We start from the raw sequence: 15492 nt of genomic DNA, 5'->3' as shown, positions 1-15492 counted from the left end.
GATTCCTGTCGGGATGTTTATCCCGGAGATTTTTCTGTCCGGAATCCTGTCCAGAATCTTCACAAGCGCCCTTATGCTGTTTCCGTGGGCGACAACGAGAATTTTGCTGCCTTTTCTTAATTTTGGAGCCATCTCATTTTTCCAGTATGGCTCAAATCTGAAAACTGTGTCTTTCAGGCTTTCTGTAAGGGGAAGTTCAGATTTCTTCAAGTCAAAATAAAGCGGGTCTTTTCTTGGATTCATGTCGCTTTTTATGTCTAAGGCAGGAGGGCGTTCATCATAGCCCCTTCTCCAGGCGTAAACCTGCTTCTCCCCGTATTTTTTTGCCATCTCTCTTTTGTTTAATCCCTGGAGGGCGCCGTAGTGCCTCTCATTGAGGCGCCAGGAATTCTCAACAGGAATTGAGAGTTTCATTTCAGAAAGAATTATTTTCAGGGTGTCTGTTGCCCTTTTCAGGACAGAGGAGAATGCAATGTCAAATGTGAAGCCATCTTTTTTTAATGCTTTTCCCGCTTTTCTGGCTTCAAGAATTCCCTTCTCTGATAATCCAACATCCACCCAGCCGGTGAACCTGTTTTCCCTGTTCCAGATGCTTTCCCCGTGCCTTACCAGCACCAGTTTTATCATGAATCAGCCCTTTTTATTGCAATTATCTGTAATTATATTATGTCCAACTTTGCTATTTATATATGTTTTTGGTAAAGTTTTAATATTTAATGCAAGTTTTTCAAAAATGGTGATAAAATGATAGAATACGGCGAATACAAGGGAAACAAGCTCATCGTGATAAAAAAGACTCCGGATGACAAGTTTCCGTTCAGCTTCGGAAAGACAAAGGCAAAGCTCATTGTTGAAAACTTTGATGCAATAAAGAAGTTTTCCGAAGAGGAATAAAAGGGATTGGCGAGGGACAGATGAAATTCTCCTATATGCTTGCTCCACTGCAGGATTTCACAGGGGATGCTTTTCGGGCGTTATGCCACAGGCACGGTGCGGACATAACATTTACTGAGATGATAAGGATTGAATCCCTGTCAAAAAAAGATGAGGATTCACTTTCCAGGATTGATTTTAAGGATTCCACTCCTGTTGCAATCCAGCTTCTCGGGAAGGACTGCATCCAGCTTAGGAAATTCCTTGAATCCTTCAGCCCTCATAAGGGATTTTCCGGCTTCAACATAAATGCAGGATGCCCCAATCCCCAGGTTACCTCTCTTGGATACGGCTCTTTTCTCCTGAAAAAGCCGGATAATATCACTGCCCTGATTAAAACCATAAGGGACTTTAATTATCCTGTCTCAGTCAAGATGCGCCTCGGAAGGACAAGGCATGACAAGGAAAAAAAACTCTATCTTGATGTGCTTTCCAGGTGCGAGCCTGATTTTTTCATTGTGCACGCAAGGGCTGGAAGCGAGGGCTATGATGTTCCTGCTGATTTCTCAGTTTATCAGGAGTGCGTTAAAACAGGGAAAACCATTGTTGCAAACGGCGACATCAGGAGCAATGAGCAAATCTCGCTTCTGAAAGATTCAGGGGTTTCAGGCGCAATGATTGGAAGGGCAGCAATTGAGAACCCCCAAATCTTCAATGAATTGAAAGGAATACCTACTGTTCCAGCAGCAAAAATCAGGGAAGAATACCTCTTCCTTGCAGAAAAATACAACGAGCCCTTCAGATACAGAAAAAATGTTTTTAAGAGGATGAAATGAAAAAGCTTCCGGGAATTGCATACCATATAGTTCCGAGATACATCTATGAGAAATCCATAAACCGGCTTGGAAACTACAACTGCTCCGGCTTTGAGAATTCAAAATTCATGCACGCAACATCTGACCTGAAGGAGCTGAAAAAGGTTGCTGACCTGCTTTTCACAAGAACAGTTAAGAAAGATGAGGTTCTTAACAAAAGGAATGAGTTTTCAGGGATGTTTTATGAAAAGCCAGATGTTGAATTCCTTCTCCTGAAAATAAATATGAAAAAGGTAAAGTCCAGAATAGGATTTATTCAACCTGCATTCTGCCACTTCTACAAGTCAATACTGAAGAATGCGTTTAAGGCGGTAAAAGTCAAAAGGGACAAAGCAGGGAGATTCCTTATTTAGATGCTTTATTTCTTCCGCCTTATTTTGCCTTGCCTTTCCCTGCCGGATTTTCCTGATTTTATCTTTCTTATCTCCAGAATAGATGTGATAAGCACTGCTATATACATCAGAAGCCCGTATGAGCATGTTGGAAGCAAAAGCGCATACTGGCATTTTCCAAGAGGGCATCCTGCAAAGAAAATCTCCTTAACAGAGAATGCTCCTGAAAAGATTATTCCGAGAATTGCAACTCCGGATATTCCTGCAGCAATCCTTAACTTTTTCTTCTTTCCAAAAAGCAGTATTGCAGATAGAATGAGGATTGCAGAGAACATTGCAAAGCCGTAGATGCAGGTTGGAAGCCCTAAAAAGGATGAGCAGCCCTCATTGAATGCGCACACCTGCATTATTAATTTTCTCGCGCTCAGGTATCCTGAGAAAAGCACGCCTGCTATTGCGAATATGAAAAGCCATTTTGGGATATTGTCAGTTTTTGCCATGGAGAAGTTTAGAGAAGGGAAGTTTATAAATCTAATGAAAAAATTTAAAAAATAATTAGGGAAATTTTAATTAACGCTTCTCTCAACTGCCGCAGATTAAACGCGGAGCCGCATTTAGCTTTGCATAACAAAATAATAGAAATATTTATATATTAGTTAATATAGATAACATATATGGAACTCAGGGAGGGAAAATACACTGCCGAGGTGTTTGCCAGCGAGAACAATTTAGGCAGACAATCAGCAATTAATCTGCTTTCCAAACTGAAAAGGCAGGGATTGGCAGAAGTAACTGGCGGAGGAAAGCAGAAGAGGATATACACCATACATAAACTGCCAAAAAAGAAAACAAACGGCTTTTATGATATGATAAATAAGTACAGCCCGGAAAAACTCCAGCCAAGATTTGAGCATTACACAACTGGAAGGTATACTCCCGAGCAGGCCATAATCGATGGGATAAACATAGGCGATGCAAGGACATTGGAAGCGACAGCGCATTTGTTCAACCAGGTAGCCAGCTGGAAGAGATTATTTTTCCTGGCAAAAAAAAATAAGCTTGAAAAGCAGATGATAACGCTTTACAAAAAAGCAAGGGAGACAATCAGATGCAGGCGGATGCCTGAGAGGTATCTGAAGTGATAAACACGCAGGATCAGGAAGAACTATTCCGGTTAATAGCAGATTATCTGGAAAAAGACGCAGAATGCATTGCAATCGGCGGCACTGCAATGATGTTCCACGGATATAAAACAGCAACAAAAGACATAGACCTGGTGTTCAGAAACAGCAAAGACAGGGCGGCATTTATAAGTGCAATTGAGAAATTGGGATATTCGCAAAAATCATTAAAATCAATATATAATGAAAAGAGGCTGAAAAACAGAAATAAGCCGTTGCTTTACTCCAGGGGCGAGGAACGATTTGACCTTTTCGTGAAAGATATCTTCGGCTTTGAAATCGAATTTGAAAAATTTGTGCAAAGGCATGATTACATCGGAAAAAGGGAATTGATAGTGTTCACAGCGCCGAAAGAATACCTTGTGCTCCTGAAATCCGTAACTAACCGGGAAAAGGATTACGAGGATATGGAGGCAATTGCAAAGGCAGAGCAGAATATTGACTGGTCTTTTATTGTAGATGAAGCCATAAGAAAAAGAAAGCAAATTCCATGGATTCTTATTGATTTGGAAGAGAAAATGGAGCGGCTGAGAAAGGTAACCTTCATCAAAGAAGAGCACTTCAATAAAATATACGCTGCAGAAGAAGCAGCGAGAAGCAGGAAGAAATAATGCAATCTTCTTTACCTAATAAAATTATAAATCTGGAACCAATATTTAGAGAATCCCATAAATAACCGCGGTCATTTTATTACTGCACCATCCCATATTTTTTATTCTTTTCTGTCATCTTGAGAAAATATTTAAATCTCTGATTAAAAATTTTCGGACGAATTCTGGCGGTTTCTATCCAACCGATACGAATACATTTGTATGAATTAGGAAATTTCTGGAAGTTTTTCCAAACTTTTCTGTCTTGTTTAAGAGTTTTCAAAATATCGGGAGCAATTGTTATTTTTTTATTTTTTTGGTTTGCATTAAATATGTGTGCTATGGAAGCAAGACCAGCGGAAGTCATTTTACCTTGTTCTATAAGGCGGCGAACACGTTCCTTATTCATTTCTGAAAGCTTACTTTTCGGTTTTCTCGGAGTAAATCTTTGGGCAAATTTTTCTTCATCAATACCTTTGAGATTGCTGTCTATCCACCCATAGCAGAGTGCTTCTTCAACAGCATCGTTGTATGGTATCCTTGTTTTGCCGGATGATTTTCTATAGTAGATTAGCCAAATTTCTTTTTCTTTATTATGATTTTTAGCAATCCATGAGCGCCAATCGTTTCTGTTGGTCAAATATAATGTTTTTCCTGGCTTCATATTTTTTTAAATAACGACTCGAAACTTATAAAACATTCTAAATGATATTTCATTCAACTAAAATTGCCATTAAGAAAATAAAGAATAGCTCCCCGCGGATTCGAACAAGTCTTTAGGAAATACTTGAGACAATCAATATTAATTTTGCAGGACACGAAATGTAAAAAAAGAAATAAAAAATAAATAAACTTTTATTTTTTTAAATCATCAAGATTCTTAATTGCTTCAATTTTTTTAACAGCGGCTTTAACTTTTGGCTCTAATGCGTATGCAACATCATCATAACCTAAACAAAAAACTCCGTTGCCTTCATATTCAGACTTATCATGAAGATGACCTTCTAATTCGCTTGCTGATTTTTGTGTTCCAGATACATGCATATCTATTACTTCTTGAGGATTAGTTTGCTTTGTTTTATATAGAACCGAAATTGCTTTTTCCGCAGCACCTTGACCATTATCTCTGTCGTAAAGCCCCGGATTTAACTCATCACCGGATATGTCAATTTTCATTACTCTTCCCTTAAGATAATCAAAATATGTATAACCTGCATCTATCATTTTTTGGGCTTCTTCCCTCTTCATTGGTTTAGGATCATATTGCATGAATCCCATTCCTTGAGGTTTTGACGCATTATAAAGAACTGCCAAGACATCTGCTTTGTTAATGTCCTTTATATTTATTTTTTTATCTGCCATTTGTATTTACCCCCAAATCTTAATAACTATAGAGTAGTAACTTTCATATATAAATTTTTCGGTTTTAATCTAATTAGGATTAAGTCAATATATTATCTGAAAACAATAAAATTCAATGATACCTACTTCTCTTAAAAAAACAAAGAATAGCCCCGCGCGGATTCGAACCGCGGTCACAAGATCCAGAGTCTTGTATGATTGGCCACTACACTACGGGGCTGTTATTGCTGGTTTTATAAAAGTTATATAAAAATCTATCTGATTTTTTCCTACCGCTCGAGGTATATCCCCCTTATTATGTCTGTCTTCGTGATTACGCCCAGGAATTCGCCCCTTTCAGAAACAAGAATCAGCCCTGAATGGGAGAGAAGCCCTGACAAATCCGATATAGGAGTGTCTTTTGAGACAATGGGGGCGCATTCCTGAAGCACGTCCCGCGCATTCTTTATTTCCTTCCTGTCTGACTGCATTGCTTCAAGGATTCCTGTCTCAGTAACCATCCCGATGCACCTTTTCCCGTCAATGACAGGAAGCTGGGAAATTCCATAGGCTCTCATCTTCTCAATTGCGCCCTTCAATGGAGTTCCTGGGGAAACAAAGATTATCTTTCTGCTCATCACATCCTTTGCCTTTACTCCCTTCTCATTCCCCATTGATTTCAGGGTGTCAAGAATCTTCTTTGCCTTGCTGAAAGAAGGGTCTATCCTTCCGCTTTCAATCTTTGCAATGAGGGACTGGGAAACTCCTGATGCCTTTGCAAGCTCTGACTGGGTTATCCCCACTTTCATCCTTAAACTTTTTATCTGAGACAGTTCTGGTTCCATAAATCAGGAATATTCAATTATGGTTTAAATTCTTTTCGGAATATCAGACAACATCAATGACAGTCCTTGAGATAACTCCGATGAAGCTTTCCAATGCCTGTATCCTTTCAATTGCTCTTATTGTGCCCGAATGCCTCTTCTTCCTCACGAATTCCTCGTTTTTCTTTCTCAGCATGTGCTTTTCATCAGAAACCCTGTTGGAAAGCATTTTGTCAGATGAGAAATAGCTCTTCATGCACTCATTGTAGTTTTCCATTGCATTTTTCAGCGCTTCTGCTATGAACTTAGCCTCTTCCCTTGGGGTATCCTGCTCAAAATTCCTTGCAAGGTTCTTGATATTGTCGCCGATGTTTTCAAGGCTTTCCATAACCTTGTTGATAATCAGGAGATTTAATGGCAGCAAGCCAAGCATTCTTGCAGTTGCTGGTTCATACAGGGATTTCCTTATGATTTTTGATGCTAAAAAAGAAAGGCGGTTTATGTTCCTGTCCATGTTTTCAAGGCTCTCAAAGCACGCTTTCATCCTGTTCGGATTTTTATCCGGTATAAATGAGGAGAGCGCAGAACTGCATTCTGCAATCATTGATTTTATCCCTGAGTCCATCTTCCTGATTAATGAATCTATTGAAATCTCGTCGATTTTCAGGTAGTCCTTTATGTAAATCCTTTCGGGCGTGTATTCCATTATCTCAAATGCGATGAGCTGCTCCATTGTCGCCCTTATCTCTTTACTCAGTTGATTGAGGTTCTTTCCCCTTATCTCAACAGATGAATATCCGTTTATGTATGCTGAAACAAGGCTTCTCACAAGCATCTCAGGGCTTGTCTCTTCGGCATTTATCCTCGCTTCCCTTAATTCCACCTTTCCCTTAATCTCTCGTGGCGATATTATGAGATTGTGCTCGCGGCTTTCCTCAATTGAGAGAAGGTCGCCCTTCTTTATCTCCTGCTCCCTGACCCATTTCTGGGGCACAGATATCACATATGATGTGTTTCCTGATTTTACAATCCGTCTGTATTCCATTCCTTCTGCCTCAAAGTATATACTTTACATACTTTAATATAAGTAAGTCAATAAAGTATATATATTTTTCTGATATGTATTATTTTAGGGCTTCAGAATCATTTGAGAAAATATTTGCGTGTGCATTGTTTTAAGAGTGGAGGAATGAATGCCATGAAAAAGAACGAGACTTCTATAATATGCCAGCTGAGGCAGAACTCAAGGATGTCTCTCACAAAGATGAGCAGGAAAACAAGCATCCCGGTTTCAACAATATATGAAAAGCTCAAGTCATACCGGGGCGGGCTTGTGAAGAAATACACTGCGCTCATTGACTTTGACACATTCGGCTACAGCACAAAGGTGAACATGTTCCTCCGTTTTGAAAGGGAAAACAAGGATGAGGCAAGGGTTTTTCTCATGAAGAATCTTTTTGTGAATTCCCTCTACAAGATAAACAACGGCTATGACTTTATGGTTGAGGGCGTCTTCCACAACATAAAAGAGGTTGAGGAGTTCCTTGACTCCCTTGAGGTTAAGTTCAACCTCCGGGAAAGGCAGGTTTACTACATAGTTGACGAGCTAAAGCGCGAGGAATTCATGTCAGATGTTCAGCTGCTTCCCCTAATGGACATTTCAGTGAGGAACTAATCCCGCAGAATTATATAATTATATAGCAATATATAAAATATAAGGATAAAGTATATATAAATTTCTCACCTTATATAGAATATCTCCGGAAAGAACGGAAATAAGACCGGGTTTTCCGGAAAAACGCAAGGGAGCGATAAAAATGAAAAAGGATCTTTGGACTGATTACCTGGATAGAACTGACTTACCTTGGGGTTATGCATCTCCTGGTGATATTAGGATTCTTCATGAGAACGGTGTTAGACTGCCGCCCTATCCTGTTCAGAGCCTTGTTGATAGAATAACTGACCCGATGGATTGGAAGGGCCGTGTGCAGTATGCTAGTTCAGTCAGTTACGAAGTCAAGCGAACACTTAGTATGGTTAATGCATTAAAAAAATCTGAGTCGCCAGTTTTCCATTATTCCGAAAAAACCAGCGAGCCGGTTTATTCAATTGGCAGCAGCAAAAGCACATCCGGCTTAAACCTTGATGAAATACTCGGCAGGAATAAGAAATGGTGATTATTCCAATCAGAATATTTGTTTCAAAAATGTTTTTATACGCCCGACTGCCTGTATCTGGGAGATGGATACAGATAGATTAGAGGTGTTGTTTCTTTATTCTTCATGTATTCTTAGCCGGATTGTATAGATAAAAGATTGTAATATAAATAATGCAATAAATGGAGGGATTTTTTATGAGAAAGATTCTCACTGCGGAAAGCGTGACAGAAGGGCACCCAGACAAGGTGTGCGACATTATTTCAGACAGCATTGTTGATGAGATTTTGAAGAGCGATCCCAATGCAAGGGTTGCCTGCGAGACATACGCAACAAGAGGAGTTGTGCTTGTCGGGGGGGAGATAACCACAACTGCCTATGTTGAGATTCCAAACATTGTCAGGGCAGCAATCAGCAAGATTGGCTACAACAGCGAGGATTCAGGGCTTGACTCAAAGACAACAGGCGTTCTTGTCGCAATCCAGCCGCAGAGCCAGGACATTGCGCAGGGCGTTGATGAGAGTTCAGGGCACGAGCAGGGCGCAGGGGATCAGGGCTCAATGATAGGATATGCCTGCACAGACACTCCTGAGCTTATGCCAATGCCAATTTCACTTGCGCACAAGCTATGCATGAGGCTTGCAGAGGTGAGAAGGAAGAAAATACTGTCTTATCTCAGGCCAGACGGGAAAGCCCAGATAAGCGTTGAATATGAGAATGGGGTTCCTGTGAGGATTGACAATGTGGTTATTGCAGCCCAGCATTCTCCTAATGTTTCATTGAACAAGCTCCGCTCTGACATAATAAAGGCGGTAATAAGGCCTGTCTGCGGAAAGCTCCTTGACAGGAATACAAGATACATAATCAACGGGACAGGAAAGTTTGTGCTTGGAGGCCCTCAGGCAGACACCGGAATGACAGGAAGGAAGATTGTTGCAGATGCCTACGGCGGGATTGTTCCCCACGGAGGCGGCGCATTTTCAGGGAAAGACCCCTCAAAGGTGGACCGCTCTGCGTCATACATGATGAGGTATATTGCAAAGAACATTGTCGCAGCAGGGATTTCAGACAAGTTCCAGATAAGCGTTGCCTATGCAATCGGGATTTCAGAGCCAACTGCAGTAAACATTGAGTGCTTTGGCACAAACAGGATTCCTGAGGAGCAGATTCTTGCCATTATAAAAAAGCACTTCTCATTCAAGCCAGCTGAGATGATAAAAATACTAGATCTCAAGAGGCCGATTTACTCAAAGACAGCCTGCTACGGGCACTTTGGAAGGGAGCTTCCGGAATTCACCTGGGAGCGTGTTGATAAAGCCGAGATACTCCGAAAGGAGGCTGGATTGTAGGCATTTATCAAGACGTGAACCATTAAATTTTTTATTAAGTTTTTTTTATTATTTTGACGGTGGCTTTTCTTTTTGTCAATGATGTTTGTGGATACAAAAGTGGCTACAAATTCTAAAAGAGATTAATGTGGAAGTGACACAATCAAAAAATAAAAAATAATAAAAGATTAAAAAACTTATTTCTTAATATATCCAATTGCTACACTGAGTATCAGTGGAGTTAAGTATGTCAGTATCAGATGATAATAATCCGCCAGTGTCATGCCAAAGAGTCCAACAAGGAATATCAAGTCCAGCAGCATCAATTCAACGTACCATGTTATTCCTGCAGTCCATCCTTCCTTAACAGCATCTTTGCGGACATTCCTGAATTGATAGTACGCAGCAATCGCAAATCCTATCGCTCCAGTAACACCCATCAATGCGTAGAACCATGCAGCGCTTACTAAAGGCGCATTCACTTTAACATCCCAAACAAAAAAGCTTGAGATAAACGGAACTCCCCAAGCTATCAAACCAAGCAATAAAAGTTTAACATATTTATTCATTTTTTCACCTTCTTGTTAAATAGCTGTTGTGCTGGACAGCCAAGTTTTCTTTGTTTACAATATTTACAAGCTAATTGGCTTCTTATTATTCCATTACCAATAAAAGTCAAAATAAATAATATGAGCACTAATGCCAGCAAAATCCAATCAAAATTTATTATTAAAAGAATTGTGCCGATAATCATGGGAATCAATGAAACCATAAAATCCGGAACAATATCTTTCCATGTCATCTGTTTTTTACAAAATTTGTTCACATCTCCCTTTTTGAAGAATATGCTGCTTATTTTACCTTTACCAAATGCACAAGTTTTTCCGTAGTAATAACAATTGACGCAATGTCCCTTTATTAATCGAAATTCCAAGATTCCGATAAAGATTAAGTATAAAATTAGCCAAATAAGGCCTATCTGATAAATTATGAATGCTCCAATTAAATAAATTGCTATTGAAACAAAATTTGAGACAAATACAATCCAGCAGGGATAGTTTTCATAACATTGTTCTTTTTTCATATTCTAAACACATCATCACTAAAAGAATATAAATTTTTCTATCCGGAGTAGGAAAACTGCTTATGTGGTATTTACCCCTGGCAAATATTTGCGGAAGCTGCAACTATCACGTTTATAGAGGATAAAGCGGTATAACCCGTCAAAACATGGGAGCTTACGGACAAAGCCACAATCCTGAGAAAGGAGGCAGGATTCTAAGAAAATGCTCAAGAAGGCAAAGCAATTTTTAATTTTATAAAAAAAAGAAAAAAGAAAGAATTAGTCCTAGTCTTTAGTAACTGCAAATAATGCCTTTACTGCAACTATTGCTGCTGCTGGGCCAATGAACACAGTTATCAAACCAAAAAATGTGCTAATCATCGAACCCAAAGGTAAATTAGCAACAATTGATGCTAAAGACTGAAATGTAACTAAAAATGCTATTGAAGCCACTAAAAATCGCGTTACTTCTCTTCCAGTCACATTTAAAAAACCCACTATCAAACCTAGTACTGCCAACAAAAATATTGACCATGTTGGAATAGTCTCAGCACTCACTACAGTCACTATTGCAATTAGTATTGCAACAATTAGACCTATAATAAAGGCCCATGCGCCTATAGATTTGCTCATCTAATACACCCCCTTTTTTTAGAATACTTAATACTAGATTCAACTGAGCATTCAAACTTTATAAATTTTTCCTTTATAAAAGAGGAGAAACTCGACTCATTCCAACTTCATCTGGGAGAAAGTAGACAAGGCAGGGGAATTGAGAAAGGAAGCGGGGCTGTAAGAAAAGTTCTGCATTTAAATTTATTTTTTTTGTTTTATTTAAACCTTTTTCCTGCGGAAAAGATTCAGGATTCCAGACGCCCTCTGCATCATCCTCAGTATTATGCTTGTCTTAAGGCGCATTGCCTTTTCAGGGCAGAGTTCAACGCAGCAGAAGCAGCTTATGCACTTTTCTCTGTTGATTTTTGGGAATCTGTCAAAGGATATTGCCTTTACCGGGCAGTGCTTTACGCAAATCATGCATCCAATGCACTTTTCCCTTAAGACAACCGGCTTTGGGGATAATCTTCCGAAAATCCTCTGCGCAAGTATGAGCACATTCTTGTTCACATTAATTATCTTTTCGTAATTGACATAATACTTTTTGAGATTTTCTCCGATAATCTCCCCTTCCCTTCCAAAAATCCGGATTTCCTTCTCATTTGAGAGTTTTCTTTCAAAGGCGATTTTTGTAGTCAGGATTTCATTGGGGTTAAACCCGATTATCTCTGAGCTTACATAGTCAACTGCAACCCCGTCTTTTCCTGCAATTATAAGCCCTGTCTTTTTCGGGGTTCCTGTGCTCGGTCCAGCCCCTTCCATTCCGGTAATTCCGTCCATTATTGTGAATTCCGGCTTTACATTTTCGTAAATGTCGGTAAGGAGCTCGCAGAATTCCCTTTCAGCAGGGGCTTTCATGTGGTAGAGGGATTTTGTGGCGCCGGGTATTGTTCCGTATATGTTCTTGACTGCTCCTGTGAATTTTGTGAGTGCGTGGGTCTTTAGTTTTGGAAGATTTATTATTATTTCAGCGTCAAGCACGCTTTTTGGGAAGAAAATTCCCTTCAGGATTTTTCCCCTGCTGTTTCTTACAAACTTTTTATCATCCTTTTCAAAGGCAACAAGTTTTGCACCGTATTTTTCTGCTGCTTTTCCTATTCCTGATTCAATAAATCCCTTTTCAGTGCATCCGATTCCGTCTGATTCTCCGACAATTATCCTGCATTTTCTTTCTGAGAGAATCCTGCATACAGCTTCCACAATTGAAGGGTGCGTTGTTATTGCCAGTTCCGGCTTTTTGGGCATGAGGATGTTTGGCTTTATGAGAACTCTGCTTCCTTTCCTTATTTTGAATCCCGCTATTTCCATTGATTCCTTTACTGCGGAATAAACCCTGCTTTTTTCATAGGAATCGCACCTTACTATTGATACCTTTGCCATTGCCTGCCTCATCTTTCCTTATTTCTTTCTTATCTTTTCCTCATCTCAAAGAGAAGGCTAACTATAAGATATGAGAATGTTATTATGAAAACCAGGAGGACTGGGCTTGTTGTTGCATTCAGCTCCAGAAGATTGAAAGCAGAAGATATGTTAAAGCTGCTCATAAAAATATCTCTGTAAGAGTTTGCGATTTTCTGCATTGCAAATGCTGCTCCTGAGACAAAAGCACTTATTAAAAATATCCTTGCCCAGATATTTGAATTTGCCTTGAATCCAAGGAATATCAGGTTTGAAAGAACTGCATTTATGCATCCAATTACCATCAGCATAATGTAGGGCTCTTTTGCAATAAAGCCGAACATGTTTATCCCTAAATTGTCTGCAAGTATCATCAAAAATGAGAATATTATTCCGATGATTATTGAAAGGAAGTAAGGCAGGAATGCCCATCTTTTTTTGGCTTTAGGACTTTTTTCTTCAGGCGCTTTAACTTCTTTCCCGTTTTCCCGCAGGAATCCGTGGAAAGCTTCTGCTATTTTCCTGTTCTTGAATCCTTCTTTGTTGAGGTTCTCAATGACTTTTTTGAAATACCTGTCTATTTCAGAAATTTCTTTATTGGGCTTTTGATAATTGCCGTTCGGGCAGAATATCTGCTTGTTGAATGAGTATGCTATATCCTCATTGGTGAATCCAGAATCCTTAATCTTTTCAATTGAGAGAAGAAGGTATTTTTCCAACTTTGAATCTTCCAATCAATTCACCTCTTTTTTTGAATATAATATTTTAATGCGAAATATCGTAATGTGAGATTATGCTCTTTTTTTATTGTTATTATTCAAGCGGAACTCCGCTCCAGAGAGTCCAGTCATTTGACGGCGCATATGCGCCGAACACGAAATACGGCGACTGCATACTGTTGAAGTATGAGTGTTCAATATCAGTCCATCTTCCCCCTTCAGGCGCTCCAACTCTTGTTCCAAGCGCGTAAATCGGGCTTCCGAAGTGCGCCCATGTCTGGGTTAATTGCCTTCCCGGCTCTCCATACCCTTCTGAGCTTAATGCTCCTGAGTATCCCTTCTTTTTAAGGTATTCAACTGCGCTTTTCACGGGGAGCATTCCCTCTCCAGCAGGAAGGTGGGTGTGCCCCTTTCCGAATCCGTCTACAATGTGGACATTCCCTATTATCTCTTCCTTTTCCATCTTTTTTACCTGGTCCAGGTACCAGCCGTCAAATCTTTTGTATCTCTGCTCTTCTGTCTCCCCTGCTTTCGGTGTGAAATACCTGAACCACATTCCGAGGTGCTGGGTGTCAAGGGTTGCCTTGATGTGCTTCTTCGCCTCTTTTTCAGCATCCTCTCTTGACATATTCCTGTAATTTGGGTTGTTTATCATGAGCGGCTTTCCGCTTTCATCAAGTGCCCCGCTCGGGTCGTGAATCTGGGGCTTTGTTAAGTGTTCCACCATCTTTTTTCTTGCGTTCTTTACAAGCTCAATAAGCTCCTCTGGGTGGCTTCCGTATCCCATCTCCGGGAAAAGGTTCTCCGGCGCAATAAAGATATCGTCATTTATGAGCCCTCTCTTCCTTCCCTCATCTGTCCTCTGCATGGCGTATATCCCGAGTTCTGCGTATGAATTCAATGATTTGTCCTTTGCGTATTTCCAGGATGAGACAATGTTATCCTTTGCAAGCTCTGCATCCTTCGCGCGCTGAAGCTGCCCTGATGCCATTTCCTGGCTTGAGCGTATCCTGTCCTGGATTTCCTTTATCGCCTTGTCTATCACTTCTGTCGGCTTTTTGTATTCGGGCGATATTCCGAACTTGTCTAAGCCGCCTTCAGCCATCTCTATCTTCCACATTTCCTTTTCAGGGGTGTTTTTTTCCAGCTCTGCAAAATGCTCCCTTTTCTTCTTCAGTTTTTCAACGAGCTTGAACTGGTCTTCCAGCCCCTCAAGGTAGTTCATTGCCCAGCCCTGCGCAAACCTCTGCTCTCCCTCCTGGGTTGACTGGTAGAGCGCCTCTTCAGGGGTTACCTTTTCCTCAGCCCGTAATTCCCCAACGCTTTTACCCTTCTTTTTTGCTATTTCCTCGTTTCTCCTTCTTGCCTCTTCCTCAAAGTATTTCCAGGACTTCTGCTCCATCTTTATCTTTTCAGGGCTTTTCGGGTCAAACTCCGGAACCCTGTCCATGAAATTGACTTTGTTGTTGTCATAGTCAGTGAAGTCGTCCTTTAATACCTTGTTTCCTTTGCTGTCAACATAATCATTTTCAGCTGTTTTCCATTTGGGAATTATTATCGGAAGGTCTTTTCTTATCATCTGCACAATATGCCCTGTCCTTTTGTCTATCAGAGGGTATAGTGCGCTTTTTTCCTCTTCTTCATACTGCCTGAACTCGCCCTTGTTCCAGGGCTGCTCCACAAGAGGCCTCTCATATTCTCCTGTGTGGACAACTATTGCCGAGCCTCCTGTTGTGTCTGCTGAGAAATCAATCGCCTTTTTTACCTCTTCCAGCTGCATTGCCCTGTATTCGTCGCTGAAGCCCTGCTGCTTTCCTGCATATCCTGAGAGGTTTCCAACCCATGTCGGGGAGTGGACGCTGTGGATTTTGACATCGTTTATCTTCGCAAGCTGCCTTATGTCTTCCCTCATTTCCTTTCCGTATGCTTCCGGGCCCACAAACGGCTCTGAGCCCTCGCCCTGGAGCGAAAGCTCAATCTTTCCTGCGCCCTTCCAGATTGCCGCCTGCATTGTGTTCAGGAGATTTCCTCCGCCAGCCCTTCCCTCTGTCACTGTCTGTCCTATTTCCCTTATTGAGAGGAGGGGCTTTTCTATTCCGTAGCCGCCTGAACTGCCAGAACTGCTTTCTCCTGCCTCATTTACCGGCAGGGGAGGGGCTATGTTAGAATAAGAGTCCCTGTCCATTGCGCTGTAGTA

At 40.6% G+C, this 15492-nt stretch carries 20 protein-coding genes and 1 tRNA gene; 8 read left to right on the top strand and 13 right to left on the bottom strand.

The genetic code is table 11. The features are described from left to right. Positions 1 to 627 (bottom strand): 2,3-diphosphoglycerate-dependent phosphoglycerate mutase (gene gpmA / locus NTV63_02965; GenBank protein ID MCX6709889.1); only part of this gene is annotated, 627 nt, incomplete at its 3' end. Positions 628 to 744: 117 nt separating this feature from the next. Between gpmA and NTV63_02960 the strand changes: the two genes are divergently transcribed. Genes NTV63_02960 through NTV63_02950 form a run of 3 tightly spaced genes read left to right on the top strand, consistent with a single transcriptional unit; the run spans position 745 to position 2101 of the window. Next, positions 745 to 894: a hypothetical protein gene (locus NTV63_02960; protein MCX6709888.1), complete on the top strand. Its 150-nt coding sequence runs from the start codon at positions 745 to 747 to the stop codon at positions 892 to 894. A 20-nt stretch (positions 895 to 914) separates the two neighbouring features. Further along, on the top strand, positions 915 to 1709 hold the full coding sequence (locus tag NTV63_02955; protein MCX6709887.1) for a tRNA-dihydrouridine synthase family protein: 795 nt from the start codon (positions 915 to 917) through the stop codon (positions 1707 to 1709). Beyond that, entirely contained in the window at positions 1706 to 2101 is a 396-nt protein-coding gene (locus NTV63_02950) for a hypothetical protein (GenBank protein MCX6709886.1), read from the top strand. Before NTV63_02955 ends, NTV63_02950 begins: the two co-directional genes overlap by 4 nt. Before the next feature lie 5 nt (positions 2102 to 2106). On the opposite strand, the gene NTV63_02945 is transcribed toward NTV63_02950, so the two are convergent. Then, a complete protein-coding gene (locus tag NTV63_02945) occupies positions 2107 to 2580 on the bottom strand; it encodes a vitamin K epoxide reductase family protein (protein MCX6709885.1) in 474 nt (157 codons plus the stop codon). A 174-nt stretch (positions 2581 to 2754) separates the two neighbouring features. On the opposite strand from NTV63_02945, the gene NTV63_02940 reads away from it, so the two are divergent. Together NTV63_02940 and NTV63_02935 are read left to right on the top strand one after the other, a co-directional pair. Then, complete coding sequence (locus tag NTV63_02940; GenBank protein ID MCX6709884.1) at positions 2755 to 3222, top strand: hypothetical protein; 468 nt, start codon at positions 2755 to 2757, stop codon at positions 3220 to 3222. After that, positions 3219 to 3872, top strand: coding sequence for a hypothetical protein (locus NTV63_02935; protein MCX6709883.1), 654 nt, complete (start codon positions 3219 to 3221; stop codon positions 3870 to 3872). The genes NTV63_02940 and NTV63_02935 overlap by 4 nt, the downstream gene beginning before the upstream one ends. A 79-nt stretch (positions 3873 to 3951) precedes the next feature. On the opposite strand, the gene NTV63_02930 is transcribed toward NTV63_02935, so the two are convergent. From NTV63_02930 to NTV63_02910, 5 genes are all read right to left on the bottom strand, one after another. Next, positions 3952 to 4515: a YdeI/OmpD-associated family protein gene (locus tag NTV63_02930; protein ID MCX6709882.1), complete on the bottom strand. Its 564-nt coding sequence runs from the start codon at positions 4513 to 4515 to the stop codon at positions 3952 to 3954. Between the two features lie 191 nt (positions 4516 to 4706). Beyond that, the gene (locus NTV63_02925; protein ID MCX6709881.1) at positions 4707 to 5213 is read right to left on the bottom strand and encodes a hypothetical protein; all 507 of its coding nucleotides are present in this window, start codon (positions 5211 to 5213) and stop codon (positions 4707 to 4709) included. A gap of 147 nt (positions 5214 to 5360) precedes the next feature. After that, positions 5361 to 5433 (bottom strand) — tRNA-Gln (locus NTV63_02920). A gap of 49 nt (positions 5434 to 5482) precedes the next feature. Continuing rightward, positions 5483 to 6037 carry a CBS domain-containing protein gene (locus NTV63_02915; GenBank protein MCX6709880.1) on the bottom strand — a complete coding sequence of 185 codons (555 nt, stop codon included), beginning with the start codon at positions 6035 to 6037 and terminating at the stop codon, positions 5483 to 5485. A gap of 43 nt (positions 6038 to 6080) precedes the next feature. Beyond that, entirely contained in the window at positions 6081 to 7061 is a 981-nt protein-coding gene (locus NTV63_02910) for a hypothetical protein (GenBank protein MCX6709879.1), read from the bottom strand. 153 nt (positions 7062 to 7214) lie between these two features. Between NTV63_02910 and NTV63_02905 the strand changes: the two genes are divergently transcribed. The 3 genes from NTV63_02905 (at position 7215) to metK (ending at position 9521) form a co-directional block, all read left to right on the top strand. Next, positions 7215 to 7691: a hypothetical protein gene (locus tag NTV63_02905; GenBank protein ID MCX6709878.1), complete on the top strand. Its 477-nt coding sequence runs from the start codon at positions 7215 to 7217 to the stop codon at positions 7689 to 7691. A gap of 142 nt (positions 7692 to 7833) precedes the next feature. Further along, positions 7834 to 8193 (top strand): hypothetical protein, encoded by a 360-nt coding sequence (locus NTV63_02900; GenBank protein MCX6709877.1) that lies wholly within the window; start codon positions 7834 to 7836, stop codon positions 8191 to 8193. 176 nt (positions 8194 to 8369) lie between these two features. Further along, on the top strand, positions 8370 to 9521 hold the full coding sequence (gene metK / locus NTV63_02895; GenBank protein ID MCX6709876.1) for a methionine adenosyltransferase: 1152 nt from the start codon (positions 8370 to 8372) through the stop codon (positions 9519 to 9521). A 176-nt stretch (positions 9522 to 9697) separates the two neighbouring features. On the opposite strand, the gene NTV63_02890 is transcribed toward metK, so the two are convergent. The 6 genes from NTV63_02890 to NTV63_02865 form a co-directional block, all read right to left on the bottom strand. Further along, complete coding sequence (locus tag NTV63_02890) at positions 9698 to 10069, bottom strand: hypothetical protein (protein ID MCX6709875.1); 372 nt, start codon at positions 10067 to 10069, stop codon at positions 9698 to 9700. After that, positions 10066 to 10584: a hypothetical protein gene (locus tag NTV63_02885; protein MCX6709874.1), complete on the bottom strand. Its 519-nt coding sequence runs from the start codon at positions 10582 to 10584 to the stop codon at positions 10066 to 10068. Before NTV63_02885 ends, NTV63_02890 begins: the two co-directional genes overlap by 4 nt. A 264-nt stretch (positions 10585 to 10848) precedes the next feature. Continuing rightward, entirely contained in the window at positions 10849 to 11196 is a 348-nt protein-coding gene (locus tag NTV63_02880) for a hypothetical protein (protein ID MCX6709873.1), read from the bottom strand. A gap of 201 nt (positions 11197 to 11397) precedes the next feature. After that, the gene (locus tag NTV63_02875) at positions 11398 to 12558 is read right to left on the bottom strand and encodes a DUF362 domain-containing protein (GenBank protein ID MCX6709872.1); all 1161 of its coding nucleotides are present in this window, start codon (positions 12556 to 12558) and stop codon (positions 11398 to 11400) included. Positions 12559 to 12587: 29 nt separating this feature from the next. Further along, positions 12588 to 13310: a hypothetical protein gene (locus NTV63_02870; GenBank protein ID MCX6709871.1), complete on the bottom strand. Its 723-nt coding sequence runs from the start codon at positions 13308 to 13310 to the stop codon at positions 12588 to 12590. 79 nt (positions 13311 to 13389) lie between these two features. Further along, positions 13390 to 15492, bottom strand: a 2103-nt coding sequence (locus NTV63_02865; protein ID MCX6709870.1) for a hypothetical protein, incomplete at its 5' end; no start/stop codon positions are given.

The organism is Candidatus Woesearchaeota archaeon (assembly GCA_026394965.1).
GTDB lineage: Archaea > Nanobdellota > Nanobdellia > Woesearchaeales > 0-14-0-80-44-23 > JAPLZQ01.
The sequence above is the reverse complement of the archived record's forward strand: the minus strand, read 5'-3'. Positions and strand labels throughout refer to the sequence as shown.